Origin of the sequence: Mycoplasmoides alvi ATCC 29626, assembly GCF_000701785.1 — a bacterium.
GTDB classification, from domain to species: domain Bacteria; phylum Bacillota_I; class Bacilli_A; order Mycoplasmatales; family Mycoplasmoidaceae; genus Mycoplasmoides; species Mycoplasmoides alvi.
In genome coordinates this window covers 91,106-108,644 of record NZ_KL370824.1, presented here as the reverse complement: position 1 = coordinate 108,644, position 17,539 = coordinate 91,106, and the positions used below count along the sequence as shown (strand labels likewise).

Below are 17,539 nucleotides of genomic sequence, written 5' to 3'. Positions count from 1 at the left end.
AATCTATAGGTAATTAGGAAGAAATTTTACTAATAGCACCTCAATTAATTGCATATTTACCAAGACTAATTCCACTACTAGAAGTAGTTTCAGTCAATATTAACTGTTCAGGATTCGTTTCACTAGAAACATGCCCAGTTATTATTGATGCATCAATAATTGTTTGTATTTTAATACTACTGCCAATTTTTAACGAAAATTCTTCATTTTGCAACTTAATACTACTAATTTTTATATTACTTAAAGAAACTGTTTTAGAATTACTTCCCAAAGTTAAAGTTAAATCATAACTACTATATTGTTTTAAACAACCATAATAAGCTTTGCCTTCAATAGTTGTAAAACTTATTCATGAATTAAGTGTTAAATTGGGCATGCTTTTAATGTCAACAATATTGTTCCAACCAAAAACAAATTTATCAATAGTAGTAGTGTTGTTAACTACTACTTCTAAGTATAATGGTGTGACTTTAGAAATAGTACCTCAACTTATTTTATTTGAATTTAATTTTGATGTAATTTGAACACAATTTCCTATTGCAAATGGAAACTGATTTGTTTTTTCAATATTTTTAATATCACTCACATTTATTGTGGATAAATTATTATTGTATTGTGATAATACAACACTATCATTACTTTTTTTAGAAATTACTCCATAATAAAGTAAATTTGAATAGGTTGCAATGTTAACATAATCACCAACATTAAATGGATCTAGAATTGAAGGCAAAGATGTTGATGAAAATGGAGAAATATTGCTAATTAAACCTCAATTAATTGCATATTTACCAAGACTAATTCCATTACTAGCAACAGTTTCAGTTAATATCAGTTGTTTAGGATTAGTTTCACTAGAAATGTGCCCAATTCTTGTTGATGCATCTATAGTTGTCTGTATTTGAACTAAACTATCACTTTTGAATGGAAAAGCTTGTGTCAAACTTATGCTATCAATATCATTTGAACTAATATCATATGTGTTATTACTTAAACTTAATGTCAAACCACTACCATTTGAATCCATTTTACTAATAGACCCATAATAAGTAATATTAGATTTAGTTTTAACATTTACATAATCACCAATCTTAAATTGTGTTTGAGTTGGTTTTGTTGATAGTGAAATTTTAGTAATATCTTTTCATGGTATATTTTCGCCATTGTCTAAAAACAAATAAGAAGGATCATATATTTTAATTATGCTTCCATAATGTTTAGAATTGTTATAAGTAACAGACACATATTGAGATGGTTCAAATGGAAATGGCTCTACTTTAATGTTATCCTTGTAATAATATGATTTTCCATTAATCAACAAACCTGCATCACTATCTAACAATTTTTCAACATGACCATAAACAACATCATTATTATCTAAAGTAATTACTATACAATCCTTAACATCAGGCAAGTATTTCGTAGTGGTATCAGCATCTGTAGTTGTTTGAACACTTTCACTACAAGCTACTACTGAAATACTACCAACAGAAATAATACCTATTGATAGTAATGGCAACAATCAAACTGATTTAAAAACTCTTTTTTTTTCTTTCATAATATTTTTCACTTCATTTTCATTAAAACAAGCAACACTCATTACCTATTAGTTTAAGCAAGAATAGTAATGCAAAATAAAAGGTATTAAATTATAAATTATTAGAAATAAAATAAACATATTTATTTTATTTTTAGATGATTTTTTTAATTTTAGTTTGAGGTTAAGCATTTTAATGCTAGACTATTTTTAATAAAATCTAATTAACAAATTAAAACATTTTTTTATACATTTATTAATAAATAAAGTTTAATTATTAATGTTTGTCTAGATAATGAATTTATGACAAAAAATAGAAAAAACTTAATAATATAAGAATTAACTAACTCAAATTTACTTATATTATTTGTATGTAAATATTGTATTTTTGTGTGTTTTGAATTCTAATTAAAAATATTCACACTAAATTTATTTATCAGCATCATCTTGGAAATCATAAATTCAAGATTCTGCATTTGGTTCAGAATTAATACAAATAATTTGATTTGTTTTAACAAAATTTTTAGAAACATTATCTAAAGTTGAAAAAACTTTTACATCAATTTGAATTGCAACTTCAAATAAAAAATCTTTATTTGTGATGAGCAAAGTTTCTGAAGGCTGACATATTTGATTAGAAATAAAATTCAATATTTTATCTTTTGCTTCATCAATATCATTATTATTAATTTGAATAAAAAATTTATCAAAATTTTTATTTTCATAATTCTGAAATATATTATTTGAAATAGAAAAAATACTTATTAAACCAATTTTAATTTGATGGGATGTTAAATCATTAAAGGTATTTAATCAATTTAATGGTAATTTAAATTTATTTGTAGACAATAATTTATTGCCAATGTCTATAAAAATTTGTGCTAATTTTTCATCATCTATTTTTCATTCTTTACTTAGTTCTTTAATCAATGAATCATAAATATCTATATCTTGAATGAAAATATTATTTAATTTGTTCTGTAATTTTTCATTAATTTCAAAATTAAATTTTATAGCAATTTCTTTAATAATTTGATTAAATAAATTAGTTTTTTTAAAAATAAATTCATCTAAACTAATTAAAACTAAATTTAACATATTTTTACTTTAAAATTACTCATTTATTAATTAAAAAATTTTATACTTTTACAAACCATTAACAACTAATGTCATATCAATTACCTAAATATAATAAAGCAAAACTAAGGAAATTTTAAGCATTTATTAAATTAATAACATTAATAACTCCTAATATAATACATTTTTATTTAAAAACAAATAAACTATTTTTCTCTTGCAAAAAAAATCAAAAATTAAAATAAATTTTTGTTTTCAAAATTAATTAATCTATTTTTTATTTTTTTATTTTTAATTTTTTGAAATTCATATAAACGCTTTTTATGTTTTTTAAGTAATTGCAAATGTTTTTCATATTTTCTTAAACTACTTCTAGTTTGAGTAATACTTTCACAAACTGTAGCTCTTGAAACTTTAAAAAAAGCTGAAATTTCAGCATAGGACCAATTATTTTCATAATAGCATTTAAAGTATTTGATTTGTTTTTCTTTAAGTAATGGTGAATAAAATGCTAATAATTCAAGCAATTCAATTACATTTTTTATAATTTCAGGACTTTCTTTTTTAATTGGCATTAATTATTCCTAAATTTGAGGTTATACCCAAAATATATTTTTCCAAATCAAAATTAGCTAAATCATCAATTTTTTCACCAAGACCTATTAATTTTACTGGTACATTAAAAAGATCTTTAATTGCTAAAATTATACCACCTTTAGAAGAGCTATCTAGTTTGGTAAGTACAATACCACTTATAGGTATAAGTTCACTAAAAGTTTTGGCCTGATTTAAACCTGACTGTCCTGTTGTTGCATCTAAAACTAATAAAGTTTCGTGTGGAGCATCAGAAATAAATTTTTTAATGACATTTGAAATCTTTTTTAATTCATTCATTAAGTTAATTTTATTTTCCAATCTACCAGAAGTATCACAAATAATTAAATCGTAATTTTCATCTATTCCTTTTTTAACTCCACGATAAATAACTGTTGCAGGGTCTTGTTTATCATTCTCTGGCAATAAGATATCACAATTAGTTTTTTCAGCTCAAACTTTTAATTGTTCAACAGCGCCTGCTCTAAAAGTATCACCAGCAACTAATAAAATCTTATAATTCATCTTTTTATAGCGAGCAGCAATTTTTGCTATTGTTGTAGTTTTCCCAACACCATTAACTCCTATCATTAAAAAAATATTTGGCCGGTTAAGTTCAAAATTTAAAGCAGTGTCTAAAGAAGAATCTTGAATATAATAAACAAAGAGTTTATCTATAATTATTTCTTTAATTAGATTCGGATCACTTATTCTTTGATATTGAACTTCTTCTTTAATTGCTTTTACAATTTTTTCACTTGAACTATACCCAATATCCATTGAAATAAAAATATCAATTAAATTATCAAAATATTCATCATTAATTTTTACATAATTTTTTGATAATGAATTTATAGCATTTGCAAATGAAAAAGAAGATTTTTTTAGACCAGCATCATAATTAGTTTGGTCACTATTAAAAACTCTATTATTTTCATTTTGATTTTTGATTTGTTCAACAACACTGGAACGCTTTTTCAATTTATCAAATAACTTATCAAAAAAACCCATAATTAAACCTTAATAATAGTTAATCATTTGTAGTTTCAGAAACATAATTTTCTGCTTGCTCCAAAGTAACAGATAACATTTTTGTTACACCTTTTGTTTGCATTGTTGCCCCTAACAAACGATCACATTTTGTCATTGTTCCTTGACGGTGTGTAATAACTAAAAACTGCGTGTTATCACAAGACTGACGAATAATATTAGCAAATCGTTCAACATTTGCTGGATCAAGTGCACTTTCTGCTTCATCCAAAATAACTAATGGAAAAGCACTAATTTTCAAGATACTAAATAAAACTGACAAAGCAACTAAAGTTTTTTCACCACCAGATAATAACATTAAATTACCAACATTTTTGCCTGGAGGATTAGCATAAACTTCAATACCAGTTGTTAAAACATCTTCAGAATCAGTATATCTTATTTGGCATGAACCGCCACCAAATAAATAATAAAAAGTTTTAGGTAATTCTTCATTTAATTTATTAACTAAAGTTGAAAAATCAATTCGAGCCTTATCATCAAGTTCATTAATAGCAATTTGAACTTGTTCTTTTGCAGTTAATAATTCTTGCTGTTGACTGGATAATTCATCATAACGCTTTTGTTTTTCTTCCAGTTCTGAAATAGCATCAATATTTACTGGACCTAAATTATCAAGTTGGGATTGCAACTTAGCAATTTTTAAGCGAACTTGATTTTCTGGCATAGGCAATTCTTTTTGATAATTTTCAACCACAAACTCAATTGCTAATTTATAGTATTCATTAATTTTGTTTTTAATATTTTCCATTGCATTTTCATTACGAACAGAAGTTTCATTAAAATTAACTAATTTTGTTTTATCTTCATCTAAAATGCCACGAATTTCATTAAGCCGAGATGATAAATTTTCAATTTGGATTCGATACATACTTTTAGTTTCTTGATTTAGACGTAAATCTTCATTAAGATTTTCTTTTTTAATTAAAAGTTCATTTAAACTAATATTGATTTTATTTTCATCTCAAACAACATTTTTGCCATCATATGTTTTATTTGTAAGTTGTTCATATTCAATTTTATATTGATCAATTTGTTTTTGTAGACTAGATATCAAATCATTGTATCGTTGAAATGACATTTTTCGTTCATTAATTTTATTTTCTAAATCAGTAGATAATAAAATCAATTTATCAATTTCTGAATTAAGAGTTTTAATTTCAGTATTTAGCTGATCCACTTCTTGTTGCAAACTACTAATCTTTTTTTCTGTGTTCAGAAAAGTTGCTTGTACATTACGATATCCACCAGTTATGGCACCACCTGCTGAAACAACATCCCCATCTAATGTTATCACTCGATAAAGTTGATATGTAAAACGAGAAATTTTAAAAGCAGCATCTAAATCCTTTGCAATTAAAATTTGACCCATTAAATATTTAACAATAATAGTAAACTCATCATCAGTTGAAACTAAAGTATCAGCTGAACCTAAAAAACCATCAATTTGATTCAAAATTTCATAATGGTCATCTTTTACAAAACGAGCTTTAATGTTTTCTAATGGCAAAAAAGTTGCCATACCAGAGCGATTATTTTTCAAAAATTCTACTGCTTTTTTTGCATCATTGTTTGTATTAACAATAATGTTATTTGCTGCCCGACCCAACGCAATAGAAATTGCTTTTTCATATTCTTTTTCCACACTAATGCAATTTTGAACTAAATCAATAATTCCTGAAAGTGCAAGTTTGTTGTTTAAAATAGTTTTTACACCAACTTCACGTTCTAATTCAATTTCTTTTTGCTTGATTAAAAATTCTAGTTCAGCAGTTTTACGATAATAATCATTAGTTAATGACAAATTGTTTTCACGAAAGTTAACTATTTTTTGATTTAACTCTTGATAATTATTATTTAAATCTTGAAGATCATCATCAATTTTTTTTATTGCTTTTGCATATTGTGACAATTGTGTTTCTGAACTTTTAATTACTTGTTTTAATGCTTTTGATTTAGTTTCCTCATTTTTAGAAGATAAATCATTTTTTAATCGAACATCAACAATTACTTTACGTTGTTCTAATTGACTAATTTCTGAATATAAATTTTGAAGTTCATCTTGAATAATTGAAATATTTTTATCTGCAGTTTCAAATCGGTCCTTAGCAATTTCTAATTTTTCTTCACAATCTTTAGCTTCTGGTTCATACTTTTCAAAATTTGAAGTAATTTCATGAATATTTTTTTTTGCTTTATCAAACTCTTGTTTGTTGCGTAAATAATCACGAACTGAAATAATTAAATCTAATTCTTTTAATTCTTGGTATGCCTCTGCATAATTTTTTGCTTTTTCAGCTTGAACACCTAATTTTTTCAAATCCCTTGAAAGTTCATTAACAATTACTGTAACTTGACGCAAATTGTCACTTGTTCTTTCTAATTGTCTAATTGCATCTTCTTTTTTCTTGGAATAACGTCCAATGCCTGCTGCTTCTTCAAAAATTTTACGACGATCTTCAGGTTTTGCTTCAACAAATCATGAAACAGTTCCTTGTGATATTATTCCTAATGAACCACGTGCTAAACCAGTATCTAAAAAAATATCAGTAATTTCTTTAAGAGTTGATGGTTGATTATTGATAAAATACTCACTAATACCACTCCCACGATGTACTCTTCTAGTAATCGCTAATTCTTTTCTTTTATCATGTAATTTTTTTAACGAATTATCAAAAACTAAAGTCACTTCAGCGAATTTACTTGCTGGTCTATCTTTTGAACCGAAGAAAATAACATCATCTGCACTTTTACCACGTAATTGTTTGATTGAACGCTCACCAAGAACTCATTTCAATGCATCAACAACATTAGATTTTCCTGCACCATTAGGTCCAACAATCCCAGTTAATGGCTTGTCAAAAACTAATTCAACATTTTCAGCATAAGATTTAAAACCATTAGCACGAAAACTTTTTAAAAAAATCATAGATTAGTTGACCCTACCATTAAATAATAAACATCTTGAATATTATAAATTTGATTATTCACTATCTTTAAGAAAAGAATTATTACTAATTTTTTCACAAGCTTTTTTTGCTGCAGCAACTTCAGCATCATGTAATTTTAAACCAGTACCACGACCATAAATAATACCATTGTATATTAATTCAACCTCAAATAAATTAGAAGTAGTTTTTTTATTATTTTTATCAATTTGACGATAAATAATTTTTTTATGCTTTCCGTGTTCTTGAACTGCTTCTTGAAATTTAGTTTTATAATCAATTGTTTCTTTCAAATCATCATTTAAATAATATTTAAAAATAGTTCTAAATAAAATAGAATTTACTTTTTTTTCATCCTGATCTAAATAAACAGCTCCTATAAATGATTCAAATATATCCTCTAAAATTTTTTCACTTATAGGTCGCTTGTGCAAACCTCGACCTACACGAACATAATATCCTAAATTTAAATCTAATGAAGCTCGTACAAGCGTTTTTGCTTGAATAATAGAAATCCTATCTTTAGTCATTTTCCCTTCATCATCATCTGAAATACTAAACAAAAAAATTGCAACTAATTTATTTAAAACAGCATCACCTAAAAATTCTAATCGTTGGTAATTAGTTTTTAAATTATTTTCATTGCTATATGAACTATGAGTTAATGCATCTATATAAAAATTAATGTTATTAGGTTTAATTTTTAATTCTTTTAATAAATCACTAACATTTCTCTCAGAATCAGCATAAACTTCATTATTTTTATTACTAATATTTTTTCTTTTTTTTATATTTAAACTATTTACAATTGCTCAATCAGGTAAATTAGCTTTGAGTTCATGTGAAATTTTTTTAGAATTTTCATTTGTATACTTTTTTTTACAAAGATTATATACATTGAGAATATCTTTATTTGATAATTTAATCTCTGCAATATTTTTGAATTTACTTTTATTAGTTGTGAATTTATCTTTTTTATCATTAAAAGAATTCAAATGTTTTTTTAAATTATTATGCACTATATTAACTCTTTCATTTCTTCTAGTTTATTAATAAGGTTAGTATTTAACATATCTCTTGTCATTCTTAATGAACTAAAAAATTGTTTAAAATCTGCTGATCCATGGGTTTTCATTGCAATTTTATTTAAACCAAGAATCAAAGCCCCTGCATTATTTTTATAATCAAAAGTTTCTGTTATATTTTTTATAATACCTAGACTAAATAATGCTGCTAATAAATTGCGCTTATATGATTTTTTTAAAATTTTACCCATTGTTTTAAAAGAACCTTCAAGTGATTTAAGGACTAAATTACCGCTATACCCATCAGAAACAAGAATGTCACATATACCTTCAATTAAATAACGTGGTTCAATAAAACCAACATAGTTAACAGAATTATTTTCTTTAAATAATTTATTAGCTTCTTGATGATAAGCAAAACCTTTAAAATCTTCACTACCAATATTTAACAAACCTATTCTTGGATTAGTTTTATTAGTACATATTTTTACAAATGTATTTGCCATTAAACCTAAATTATATAATTCAGATCCACTAAATTCTTTATTAGCTCCAACATCTAAAAAATAAAACCCGTTTTTATCTATTGTTGGCACTCAAGACATAAAACCAGGTTTAACTTTAGAAGAAATTTTACCAATCATACTATAACACAATGTAGTATAAACGCCACTAGAACCAGCAGATAAAACTGCATCTGCTTCGCCATCAACAACACATTTAATAGCTCTGTACATAGAACTATTAGTTTTTTTTCTTGCAGATATTGGAGTATCATCCATTTCAATAATTTCTGTTGTGTCTACACAGCTAATATATTGATTGTTTTCAATATAGGGTTTAATAATTTTTTTAGAACCAAACAACATAAAACGAATATTAGGATTCAAAGCATTAAACTTAATGGCTGCAATGATTGCTTCTTTTGGATCAGACTCAAAACCCATGCAATCAAGAGCAATGGTAAAATTTTTCATATAATAATTTATTCAAACTTTATTCAAAAATTAAAAAATTTAAAACTTTTTTTAAAAATATATTTTGACTAAAAATAATACTATTTTTAAAAAAAACTAAAACTTTTCTTACATTGATTTTAACAATTAATTTTAATTTTAAACAAAATAAATTAAAAGACTATTGAATACCGATAAAATAAGAATAAATTTTTTGACCTCCACTAATAGACTCGCAATAAATTCCGTATTTTTTACTAATAATTTTTTCTACTTGACGCACTTCATTAATCTTAACATTAGAACCATAAATAATAATAACTAATTCTGGTTTCTTAATCCGTTTAATCAATTGATTAATAGTTTTATCAATTGAAAGTAAAATTTCACTTTCAGATGAAACAATCTTTCCATCTATAATTCCTATATAATCATCTTTTCTTACTGTAATGTGAGGATATTTAGCATTTTTAACTGATTGCGAAAATGTAGCTGAAACAGTATTACCCATCACATACATCATTGTTTTAACATTACTACGAATATTGTTATTTTCAGGAATAAATGCTGAAAGAGCTGCCATTAACTCCACAAAGTTACGACCAATAATCAATTCACATTTAATGTAATTTTTTAAACTAGAAATTGCCTCTTTAGCTGCTAAAGCAATATTACGATCATCAATAACAATTATTACATTTTTAGATTGACATTTTTTAATTGTCTTAACAAGATGACCAATAGATGGATTGCCATAAACACTTGTATCAATATATTCAGTTACATTATAATTCTCTTTGATCATCTCGCCCAAAGTATTTGAAGGTGCTGTTGCAATAATTTTAATTGATTCACTTAAAGAGTTGTTATCAGGGATTTCATGGGTATTAAAATTATCAAAATTTAAATCATCTTTACTTTGTTTATTTCGACTACGGACTTGGAGATTCATATTATCAATTTTAATTTTGATAAATTCACCATATCTTCTACCAATTGCAAGAACCTTCTCAGGTTCTAGAGTATGTGCATGCAATTTAACAATTTTTTCATCTAAATCTGTTACTAAAACAACTGAATTTGTAAAACGATCAATTTCTTTTCTCAAGCGACTTTCTGAAAATAAAAATTTTTTTTGAGATTCATCAGACTTTAATCCTAAAAAAAGTAAAAATTCAGTACAATAACCATGCCCATCTTCTTCATGCTCTATATCACTATCAGGATTATATTTTAATGAAATTGTGTTATTATTACCAACTCCATCAATAAGACGAATTGTATTTGATTGTAAGTTATTATTTATTAATTCATTATTTCCTGTTAAAGCTAATTGCATTCCCTCTAAAAATTGCATTAGTCCATATCCACCTGAATCAACAACACCTGCATGTTTCAATTCGGGCAAAATGTTAGGTGTATCTAGTAATGTTTTATTTCCTTCCTCAATAATGTCTTTAAACAAATCACCAATTTGTTTATAGGTATCTGATTTTTGTGTTATAAATTCACTAATTTTTCTTATTACTGTTAAAATTGTTCCTTCTACTGGTTGAACAACAGATTTGTAAGCAATTTCTTTTGCAGTATTAAAACACTCAATTAATGTAGGGATATTTAATTCCACTTCATTTTCAGGAAATGGTTTTGTAAATCCTTTAATTATTTGACTAAAAATTACGCCAGAATTACCACGTGCATTCATTAATGTAGCACGAGCATATGCTTTTCCTAAAGATGACAAATCTGACAATTCACTATTATTCTTAATAGATAAAAAAGCACTATTTATAGTTATTTTCATATTTGTTCCTGTATCCCCATCTGGCACAGGAAAAACATTTAATTGATTTATATATTCAAAATTATCACTTACTTTTTTAGCCCCAAATTCAAACATTTTCAAGAGCATTTTTATATTTAACGTTTCCATGTGAATAAAAAAAGCAATTCCTTATTTAAGTGTGATTAGGTTCTTCTATTGAAGAAATTAATATGTTTACAATAAACTTCTTACCATCGGTTTCTCTAAACAAACCATAATAAACAGTTCTTTGCGCCATTAAAGAAACTTCTCTATAGTGAACATTTGGTAAACACGCTATGTTTATAGAAACTACATTATTATTAATTTGTATTTGATCTTGTGAAACTGGGTTACTTATTCCAGGTACATATTTTAAAGCTTCTATCAAATACTCTTTAATAACTTTATCACTAAATTCAGTTTTCATAACTTTAATCCCTTAAATGTTTTTTAAACTAAAATAGCGATAGATTATAAAAAACATAGCAACATTAAATTTATTTAAAATTATTATAAAATAAAATGACATGAAATTTATGCTAGCATGCTATTTTTTGAATATCTAACAATAGTTTATTCTATAAATATATTTACTTAATTAAGTTTAAAAACTAGTATGTAATTTACTAAATACATAATATTTTTCAATCAATATTTTAAAAATAAATTATTGCTTAATTGAATTAATGTAGTTTATAAATCAAGGTTTTTCTTTTGAATGAAATTCCTTATTTGATAAGTAATTTAATGTTGGATAATTTAAATTATTTAAATCAGCAAACTTAATTTTATATGCATGCAATGCTTGATATTTAAAATTCTTATTTTCTTCATGAAAATTATTTAAACCATATTTATGATCACCAACTACTGGATGACCAAGATAACTAAAATGCGCGCGAATTTGATGTGTTCTACCAGTAATTAATTCAACATCCAATAAAGACATATTAACATTTTCAAATTTAAATTCATTTATTACGTGATATTTAGTAACAATTGACAAATAATTATTACTTAATTTATTTGAATTAATTTTTACTAATTTATGTTTTGAATCTTTTAATAAATAAGCAGTTTCAGTATTTATTTTTTTTTCAAAAATACCAAACACTAATGAATGGTAGTATTTGCTAATATGTCTTTTTTTAAAAATTGCATTTAATTCCTGCAAAGCTGAACCGTTTTTGGCTGCAACAACAAGACCAACTGTGTTTGTATCTAATCGATTACAAATACTTGGAGTAAATGCCTGATCTTTAAATCAATTATTTTTTAAAATCATATGTTTTAATAACAATTCTTGTATTGAAGCTTTACAACTAGATGGAATTGGTTGGCAAGGAATTCCTACTTTTTTGTCAATAATTATTAAATTCTTATCTTCATAAAGAATATTTAAATTACCTTTAATATTTAAAGAATTTTTAATTTTTTTGTCATTTAAATTTATTTCAAAATTTTTAGGGAATCAAACATTAATTACATCACCTGGTTGAATTTTAAATCCTTGATTAATTTTCATTCCATTTACTTTAATTTCTTTTAATCTCAATAATTTAAATACTTTAGATCGTGATAATGAATCAAATTTTTTTAACAAAAAATTCTCAATTCTTTGAATTCCTTCATTTTCAGAAACAATAATTGTTTGTAGCATTATTTACTTAGCTCGTGAAATAGTATAGCACTAGTTGCAGCAACATTTAATGAATCAACCTTTTCATTAATTGGAATTTTGCAAGATACATCTAAAGAATTTAATAAAAAATTACTTATACCATGACCTTCGTTTCCTAAAATAAACAAATTACCATTTTTTTTTCTAAAAATTACATCAACAAAATGTTCTGATTTAGAAGTATTTTCTAAGCCAACTAATTGAATATTTTTAGATTTTAATGCTTCAATTAATTCATCTATCTTATTAATAATAGAAATAAATACATTAAATACATTACCAGCACTAGATCTAATTACTTTTACACTATAAATTGAAGCGCAATTTCATAAAAAAATGCCTTTAATATTAAAAGCGGCAGCATTTCTAATAATAGAACCTAAATTGTCTGGATGTTGAATGTGGTCGCACAAAACATAATTAAAGTTGTTGTTTAAAATAAATGATTGCTTTGTAAATATTGTTTTTGGATAGTAAATAAAAATATCATTACCCATACCAAAATCATTTAATTTATCAACTAATTTAGAATGCAATTGAATTCATCGAATTTTTCAATTTTTAGTTAAAACTTTTAGTTGATTAAAATCTTTATTATTAATATCAGAAGAAAAAAATATTGTATGAGGTTGTATTTTATTTTGCAAAGCAACTAAATTGTTTTTAAAACCAGCTACACAAAAAAGTTCATTGTAATTTTTATTAACACCATTTTTAACAAACAATTTTAAATCCTTAAAGATTAAATTGGATGATGAATTTATTACATGAAACTTCAACATAATTAATTAGCACTATTTATAGATTTCAAATAATTGTCTAATAACTCAACAATTTTTTTAAAATCCTTTTTATTATCTAAACTAAATCCAGAGGCAAATTTATGTCCACCACCATTGAACATTGAAGCAAAATGATTAATCGGAATATCTCTGCTTCTGATAGATCCTTTTCATTTACCTGAATCATTATCATAATATAATGCAGTCCAAATTTTAACATCCTTGATGTTGTTTAAAGCATGAACCATAGTAACTGGGTAACTGATTCCAAAACGACGATGTGAATTTTTTGGCAACAAAACATATGCTAAACCATTTGGTGTAAGTTTTGCATGCTTTAAAGTGTAAAAATGATAATGATGTTCAAAAATAGGTTTGTTGTAAATTGCATCATGAATAACCATCCGATTAAATCCTGTTTGTATTAAATTAGATGTAATTCTAAAAGTATTTGGAGTTGAAGATAAATATAAAAAGCGGCCAGTATCAGTAAGAATGCCTGCATAAATGTATTTAGCAATTGTTGGTGTTAATTTGAAATTTAAAGCTTCTAAAAATGTACCAATCATTTCTGAAGTTGAAGAAAATGTTGGATCAACTCAATCAATATCACCAATTTCTTCAATCTTTGGATGATGATCAAAACGAATTAATTTTTTAGTTTCTTTGTGCTTTCCTGTCAAAATTCTTGCAGTGTTAGCTGTATCAAAAATAATGCCTAATGATGATTTTAAAAAATTTTCATCAATATCTTCTTTTTCAAATGGAAAAATGTCAGAACCAAAAGAATCATCCAACTTGTATGTCCCCATAACATAAGCTTTTTTGTCTGGAAAATATTCTTTTAAAAATTCTTTAAAAGCATATGCTGAACCTAATGCATCAAAATCAGGTCTTTCATGAACAAACAAAGTAATATTATTAAATCCCTTAACAAGACTTAGAATGTGATTTTGTATTTTAATTTCTTGTTCGATCAATTTCTTGCACCTTTATGATTTCTATATCATTATGATCTAACTTGCTTATAAGTATATCAATGTAATTAAATTCTTGATCAATTTTGTCTGCAATATTTTTTTTAGGCATTGTTATTGGATTTTTTGGCACAAATAAAGAACAAGTATCATCATAAGGCAAAATAGAAGTATCATATGTTTTAATTTTTTTTGCAATTTCAATAATTTTATTTTTGTCCATTCCAATTAAAGGTCTTAAAATTAATAAATTTGGCGTTGCACTAGAAATTGTTTTTAAACTAGCGATTGTTTGTGAAGCAACTTGACCTAGTGACTCGCCTGTGGAAATTGCATCAAAATTATCCCTATTTGTTAAAATCTCTGCAAATTTTAAAAAATAACGGCGTAACATTACAATTTTGTAACTTTCAGGATCAATATGATTTAATTCTCTAATAACCTTTGAAAAGTTTACAACATATAATTTTGAATCACAAAGTAACCCATTGTTAGTAATAATTTGTGTTAATTTTTTAACTTTATCTAAAATTAATTCAGTTGTATGAGGCGGAGTTATAAATGTTAAAAAGTCAACTTTCATACCACGATTCATCAATGTATAAGCAGCGACTGGACTATCAATACCACCGGATAAAAGAACAAGAACTTTGCCACTAGTTCCTACTGGTAAACCACATGCTCCAGAAATTTTCTGAACAAAAATCAAAAAATAATTTTTATAAACTTCAATAAATATTTTTTGCTGAGGATTATGTAGATCAACTTTTAAAAATTGTTTTTTCTTTAGAACAAATGCTACTATTTTTTTTATTATCTCAAGTGAAGTTAGGTGATAAGATTTATCTTTACGAGAGCACTCTAATTTAAATGAAAGATTCTCATTTAAATTAGATAAAACAATCTGACTTAATAAATCTAAATCAAGTGATAACTTATATCCAATATTGATAACACTAATACCTGGAATTTTTGTAAGAATATTGATAATTTCTCGAATTTCATTTTGATTAAAGTCATCAATTTCCATAGAATCATATTTAATTTTTAAATTAAAATTAAAATTACATAATGCTTTTCTAATATTTTTTGCAAGCAAATTAACAAAACTTGATCTATTTTTACCTTTTAATGTTAATTCACCATATCTAATCAAAATAATACATTTTAAAAATAATTTATTCATAATTTGGAAGGCACTCTCTTAATCATTCAATATCTTTACTAGTTAACTGGGGACTAAAACCTGTATAAATATAATCTTCATATCATTTAATACCATTTTCTATAAAAGGTTTTATTTTGTTTTCTGTTAAATGCATTTCAACAAAATAAATTTTGCGATTTGATATATCAAATTTTTCTGGTTCAACATAGTCACTAGTTTCTAAAAAACAAATTGCAAATAATCCTTTATTAATTTTTCTCAAATACAAATACAAACCTAATTGAAATTTATATTCAGTTTTTACAACAATTTTTCCATTTTCAAATCATTCTTCAAATTTACCAAAACGTTTTTTTACCAATGGATAACCATTTTTATCTAAAGTCATTTGTAATGAACCATCAATTTTTTCATATACTAAACGATCAATTGATGATGTTTTAATCTCCAGCATAGGATAATTGGGATAATATAAATTACCATTGTCATCCACTGGTTCTCCATCAGGAATCCCTCCATAAATAGGGTTATCAGGAAATTTATCTCATTTAATTTTTATTGGATCATAAGAAATGAAATTTACATTTAATTTTCTAGAAGCATAGTCACGAATTTTAGGTTCAATATAATTGCCAGTTTTTGCTAACATTGGGTCTATTTCATCTTTATAAATGTTTACCATACTAGCTCAAGTCTGAACAGGGGTATTGTATTTACTTAATCCTAAAATATTGCAAAATCTACTTCCAGTAATTTTTTTAAAATTATGACGGTTTTCATTTAAAAATTCATTGGACAAATATATTCTATTGTCTTTGATATAAAAATCTTTTAAAAATTTTTTAATAAATGGCATACATTAGGTATTTAAATTTTTGTCCTTATATTTTAGAGAGTAATTTTTACTATTTTAGTCAAAAATTTTATTTTGTGGACATTGATAATAACTTTGTATTGTTATGAGATTATAATGACTTTAAAGCAAATTTAATTTGAATGTTTTTAATGGATTAGAATATTAAATATAATTAAGTTTTGTGGCATTAAAAATCTATTTTTTACAAGTTTAATTTAATAAAAATTGCTAATTTTTATTGTATTCTATTGCAAAATAATTTTTTAACAATAAATTAATTGCAATTTTAATCTAAATGTTATTTAAAAATTCAATAAGTTGATACAAATCTTTTTTTAATGTTATTAAATTTGTATTTATATCTTTTTTTGTTTGATAATTTAAACCCTTACTCATTTTTTTAAGTGTAACTTTAATTGCTTGTGTATTTCTTTCCAAAATATATTTAATTGTCAGCAATTCTTCTCTTGTTTTAATTGATTCCATAGGTTTTTTCCTTTTAGTCATCATAATAATTATGAATTAACCCTTTCATTAGACCACAAAACCACCTCTTTAAAATTACTAAGCATTTAGAGAGGTTATAACAATTCCAAATAATGTTACTAATTGTAATGAAAAATTATATTTAATGATTATTTTTTTTATTTTATTACTTTTTTATAAATTCAAATTTTTATTATATTTCACATATAATTTAAAACAAGTTTTTTGATGTTTTAAAGTATTATTCTAAAATTTACAAACTAAATTCATAATTTTTATAAATGTCTAAATAACTACTTTTTTTATCTTGAAATTTTTGTTTGTAGATATTTAAATAAATTTATTTTCATAAATAAAATTAATTTCTGTAAAAATCATTGCATTATGAGCTTAAATTAATTTAATTTAAATTTTATTTTGCTTAAAAAATCAAATAACTTTTTATTATTTCTAATATAAATTTGTAAAATTTATCTTTGAAATACATTATGTTTCTTTCAAAAATATTATTTTCAAAGAAAGAAATTATAGTAATTGATGGTTTTTATTATTGCTCTATTAAAATCTTAATTTAAGTATTTTAGAAGTTACCTAA

The 17,539-nt window shown here is 24.4% G+C and carries 15 protein-coding genes; all 15 read right to left on the bottom strand.

What is annotated here, in order from left to right; genetic code table 4:
• Positions 1–13: 13 nt before the first annotated feature.
• The 15 genes from T383_RS0102615 to T383_RS0102545 all read right to left on the bottom strand — a co-directional run bounded on the left by T383_RS0102615 (position 14) and on the right by T383_RS0102545 (position 16,944).
• The gene (locus tag T383_RS0102615; protein ID WP_033160124.1) at positions 14–1,600 is read right to left on the bottom strand and encodes a hypothetical protein; all 1,587 of its coding nucleotides are present in this window, start codon (positions 1,598–1,600) and stop codon (positions 14–16) included.
• A 366-nt stretch (positions 1,601–1,966) separates the two neighbouring features.
• The gene (locus tag T383_RS0102610) at positions 1,967–2,635 is read right to left on the bottom strand and encodes a hypothetical protein (RefSeq protein WP_033160123.1); all 669 of its coding nucleotides are present in this window, start codon (positions 2,633–2,635) and stop codon (positions 1,967–1,969) included.
• 215 nt (positions 2,636–2,850) lie between these two features.
• Complete coding sequence (locus T383_RS03775; protein ID WP_052664037.1) at positions 2,851–3,189, bottom strand: helix-turn-helix domain-containing protein; 339 nt, start codon at positions 3,187–3,189, stop codon at positions 2,851–2,853.
• The gene (ftsY, locus tag T383_RS0102600; protein WP_033160122.1) at positions 3,179–4,219 is read right to left on the bottom strand and encodes a signal recognition particle-docking protein FtsY; all 1,041 of its coding nucleotides are present in this window, start codon (positions 4,217–4,219) and stop codon (positions 3,179–3,181) included. Before ftsY ends, T383_RS03775 begins: the two co-directional genes overlap by 11 nt.
• A 19-nt stretch (positions 4,220–4,238) precedes the next feature.
• Positions 4,239–7,187, bottom strand: a complete 2,949-nt coding sequence (locus T383_RS0102595) for an AAA family ATPase (protein ID WP_033160121.1) — start codon at positions 7,185–7,187, stop codon at positions 4,239–4,241.
• Positions 7,188–7,241: 54 nt separating this feature from the next.
• Positions 7,242–8,225 carry a ribonuclease III gene (gene rnc / locus T383_RS0102590; RefSeq protein ID WP_052664036.1) on the bottom strand — a complete coding sequence of 328 codons (984 nt, stop codon included), beginning with the start codon at positions 8,223–8,225 and terminating at the stop codon, positions 7,242–7,244.
• Positions 8,225–9,208, bottom strand: coding sequence for a phosphate acyltransferase PlsX (gene plsX, locus T383_RS0102585; protein ID WP_033160120.1), 984 nt, complete (start codon positions 9,206–9,208; stop codon positions 8,225–8,227). The genes rnc and plsX overlap by 1 nt, the downstream gene beginning before the upstream one ends.
• Positions 9,209–9,368: 160 nt before the next feature.
• A complete protein-coding gene (locus tag T383_RS0102580) occupies positions 9,369–11,099 on the bottom strand; it encodes a DAK2 domain-containing protein (protein ID WP_169735594.1) in 1,731 nt (576 codons plus the stop codon).
• A 46-nt stretch (positions 11,100–11,145) separates the two neighbouring features.
• On the bottom strand, positions 11,146–11,421 hold the full coding sequence (locus tag T383_RS0102575) for a hypothetical protein (RefSeq protein WP_033160118.1): 276 nt from the start codon (positions 11,419–11,421) through the stop codon (positions 11,146–11,148).
• 240 nt (positions 11,422–11,661) lie between these two features.
• Complete coding sequence (locus T383_RS0102570; protein WP_033160117.1) at positions 11,662–12,654, bottom strand: RluA family pseudouridine synthase; 993 nt, start codon at positions 12,652–12,654, stop codon at positions 11,662–11,664.
• Entirely contained in the window at positions 12,654–13,400 is a 747-nt protein-coding gene (locus T383_RS0102565) for a TrmH family RNA methyltransferase (RefSeq protein WP_169735593.1), read from the bottom strand. The genes T383_RS0102570 and T383_RS0102565 overlap by 1 nt, the downstream gene beginning before the upstream one ends.
• A gap of 59 nt (positions 13,401–13,459) precedes the next feature.
• Complete coding sequence (locus tag T383_RS0102560) at positions 13,460–14,437, bottom strand: DHH family phosphoesterase (RefSeq protein ID WP_408631966.1); 978 nt, start codon at positions 14,435–14,437, stop codon at positions 13,460–13,462.
• Positions 14,418–15,620 (bottom strand): tRNA uracil 4-sulfurtransferase ThiI, encoded by a 1,203-nt coding sequence (thiI, locus tag T383_RS0102555; protein ID WP_033160115.1) that lies wholly within the window; start codon positions 15,618–15,620, stop codon positions 14,418–14,420. The genes T383_RS0102560 and thiI overlap by 20 nt, the downstream gene beginning before the upstream one ends.
• The gene (locus tag T383_RS0102550; protein ID WP_033160114.1) at positions 15,613–16,458 is read right to left on the bottom strand and encodes an MPN551 family DNA-binding protein; all 846 of its coding nucleotides are present in this window, start codon (positions 16,456–16,458) and stop codon (positions 15,613–15,615) included. The genes thiI and T383_RS0102550 overlap by 8 nt, the downstream gene beginning before the upstream one ends.
• A gap of 291 nt (positions 16,459–16,749) precedes the next feature.
• The gene (locus tag T383_RS0102545) at positions 16,750–16,944 is read right to left on the bottom strand and encodes a hypothetical protein (RefSeq protein ID WP_033160113.1); all 195 of its coding nucleotides are present in this window, start codon (positions 16,942–16,944) and stop codon (positions 16,750–16,752) included.
• Positions 16,945–17,539: the final 595 nt, after the last annotated feature.